Source organism: Agrobacterium sp. (assembly GCF_032092815.1).
Taxonomy (GTDB): domain Bacteria; phylum Pseudomonadota; class Alphaproteobacteria; order Rhizobiales; family Rhizobiaceae; genus Agrobacterium.
On record NZ_DAMDBP010000061.1, the window covers coordinates 12300 to 14861 of the forward strand.

4 protein-coding genes are annotated in these 2562 nt (G+C 57.8%); 1 reads left to right on the forward strand and 3 read right to left on the reverse strand.

The window, feature by feature from the left end; all coding sequences use genetic code 11:
* Positions 1-218, forward strand: a 218-nt coding sequence (locus tag RT613_RS22025) for a hypothetical protein (RefSeq protein WP_313618517.1), incomplete at its 5' end; no start/stop codon positions are given.
* 85 nt (positions 219-303) lie between these two features.
* Here RT613_RS22025 and RT613_RS22030 read toward each other — a convergent pair.
* From RT613_RS22030 to RT613_RS22040, 3 genes are all read right to left on the reverse strand, one after another.
* Positions 304-831: a carboxymuconolactone decarboxylase family protein gene (locus RT613_RS22030; RefSeq protein WP_313618518.1), complete on the reverse strand. Its 528-nt coding sequence runs from the start codon at positions 829-831 to the stop codon at positions 304-306.
* Positions 832-922: 91 nt separating this feature from the next.
* On the reverse strand, positions 923-1687 hold the full coding sequence (locus RT613_RS22035; protein WP_313618519.1) for an SDR family NAD(P)-dependent oxidoreductase: 765 nt from the start codon (positions 1685-1687) through the stop codon (positions 923-925).
* Between the two features lie 43 nt (positions 1688-1730).
* On the reverse strand, positions 1731-2525 hold the full coding sequence (locus RT613_RS22040; RefSeq protein ID WP_313618520.1) for an SDR family oxidoreductase: 795 nt from the start codon (positions 2523-2525) through the stop codon (positions 1731-1733).
* Positions 2526-2562: the final 37 nt, after the last annotated feature.

The window sequence follows — 2562 nt, forward strand, 5'->3', positions numbered from 1 at the left end:
ATGATGTCATAGGCTTCAAGCGCCTCAAGTCGTTCATGCAGATCGTTCTGGTCGTCCTAATCAGTCGGTCGCAAGGCGCTCTCGCAGTAAAAATGGGTTATCCGTTGCAGTGTCCAGACGGCTGCCACCACACCCAACTCACAGTGCTTGCTGCCCATCGGGGCGATGAACGCATAGCGGCGTTTAAAGTTCCTGCGCTTCGCGTAAGATTTTCATAAAAATAACCGCCTGTGGCAATTGAACCAGAACGGGCAGGGAGGCCCCGCCCATTCTGGCCGACACTGTAGGCATTCAGGGGGCGCTTCAGATCTCGGGAAAGTCCACGCCAGTCTCAACGACATTGTTGATGAGGTTGGTGAAGAAGTTTTCTGCCACCACCGCAACGATTTCAACGATCTGCGCATCGTTGAAGCCGGCGTCGCGCACCGCATCAATGTCGGCTTGTGTTACCTTGCCACGGGCCTGCGCCACCCGGCGGGCAAATCCGGCCGAGGCTGCAGCCTTTGGCTCCTCAGACGTGCCTTGCCGGGCCAGCTCAATTTCCTCGCGGCTGAGCTTGGAAAAGGTAAAGCCGGTAAATGTGTGTGCGGCATTGCAATATTCACAACCGTTTACGGCGGCAACGGCCAGGGCAATGCGTTCGCGGGTCTTCACGTCAAGCGCCTTGCCAAGCCCCTGGTTGAGAGCGGCATGGGCATTGATAACCGCCGGGCTGTTGGAAAGAACACGGAAGAAGTTTGGCACGCGGCCAAGCTTTGTGTTGATCGCGCCCAATGTGGCCTGTGATGCCTCAGGTGCGGACTGCGGTTCAGGAATGCTGATGCGGGACATGTCATTTCCTTTCATGGTCAGGTTTTTAAAAGAGATTGGCGACCGATGTCGGCTGGCTTTGCGTCACCACCGACCCTTGGTTTGAGGGTCGTCAGGCACCCACCGGAATGGGGTTATCGACAATGCTTTGGTTGAAGGCGTTGAACAGCGCATGTTCATCGGCACCGGGGTTGTCGCGCATCGGCCGGATGGCATCGACAATCACTTCAGGCGCATCTGTGCCAAGCGCAGCCAGCGTCTGCTCAACGAAGGCGGCCAGCGGCATGGCGCGCGGATCACCACTTTTATAGATCAGGTCTGTGTCCACCCATGGGGGCGCAATTTCCTGCACCCGTACCGTGGTGTTACGCAGCTGAAAACGTTGCGACAGGGCAAAGGAATGCAATGCGGCTTTGGTGGCAGAATAAATGGCGTTGCTGGCAATCGGCACGAAGGCAAGTACGCTGCTGGTATAAAGAATGGTGGCCTCTGGCCGCGTTTTCAGATGTTCAATCAATGCCGAGGTCACGCGGATGGGCCCCAGCAGGTTGGTGGTAATCAGATCCTGCGCAACCACGTCATCAACCGGGCCGGAAACATCGTCAAACGGCATGAAACCGGCATTGTTGAACACCACGTTCAGCTCAGGATAGGTCGTCACCAGTTGCGCCGCTGCTGCCTGAATGCTGTCAATGCTTGTCACATCAAGGGGTATCGCAGCCATGCCGGGGTTGGCGGCCGTTACCTCATCCAGCAGCGCCTTGCGACGCCCTGAAATGATGACCTTGTTGCCCAGCTTGTGCAGCGCTTCGGCAAGGCCACGGCCAATGCCGCTGGTGCCGCCGGTAATGAAAATCGTGTTGCCTGTCAGTTTCATGGCAGTAATCCTTTGTTTGGAAGGCAAGAAGCGCGCGACTGTTTCAGGCCGCGTTGGTAAGGCGAGGGGCTGCATGGGTGGCGGAAAGTTGTGGCCCAAGTGCAAGCCGCGCCGACTCATAGGCGTTCCACAATGCAATATCCTTCAGTGCCGGAATGGTGCTGGTTTCACCCTGGTCAAAGCCCGCGAGTGCGGCATCCACCATGTCTTCTGCCTGCATCACGATTTCGCTTGGCAAATGTTCAACCGGCAATCCGCCCAGCGCCCAGAAATCGGTCCGTGTGGCACCGGGCAAAACGGCCTGGGCGCGAATGCCCTTGTCGGCAAGTTCGTGGTTGAGCGAGGTGGTGAAGGCCAAAACAAAGGCTTTGGTGCCACCATAAACGCCGTTGAGCAGTTCTGGTGCAACCGCCACAATCGAGGCGATGTTGATCACCGTTCCACCGCCACGCGCCACAAAACCGGGCACTGCGGCATAGGTCAGGCGCATCAGCGCCGTCACGTTCAACTGCACCATGGCATCCATGCGCTCAACATCGCTGTCCAGCAGTGTCGTGTGGGTGCCAATGCCGGCATTGTTGACCAGTGCGGTAATGCTGGCATCTTCCCGCAGCACCTTTTCAACGCGGGCAAGATCGGCCGTTTTACCGAGGTCGGCGGCCAGCACTTCGACGGCGCGGCCTGTCTTGTCAGAAATGGATGAGGCGAGGGACTGCAGCTTGTCCCTGTTGCGCGCCACAAGAATAAGGTCATATCCGCGTGCCGCCAGACGGTCGGCGTAGATGGCGCCGATCCCTGTGGAGGCGCCGGTAATCAGTGCAGTTCCCTTGGCAGTCATTGGTGTGATCCTTGTTGGTTCAAGACAGCGTCGTTGC

Coding starts and splice junctions, on each gene's coding strand:
- RT613_RS22030 (WP_313618518.1), bottom strand. CDS start 831: ATGTCCCGCATCAGCATTCCTGAACCGCAGTCCGCACCTGAGGCATCA.
- RT613_RS22040 (WP_313618520.1), bottom strand. CDS start 2,525: ATGACTGCCAAGGGAACTGCACTGATTACCGGCGCCTCCACAGGGATC.
- RT613_RS22035 (WP_313618519.1), bottom strand. CDS start 1,687: ATGAAACTGACAGGCAACACGATTTTCATTACCGGCGGCACCAGCGGC.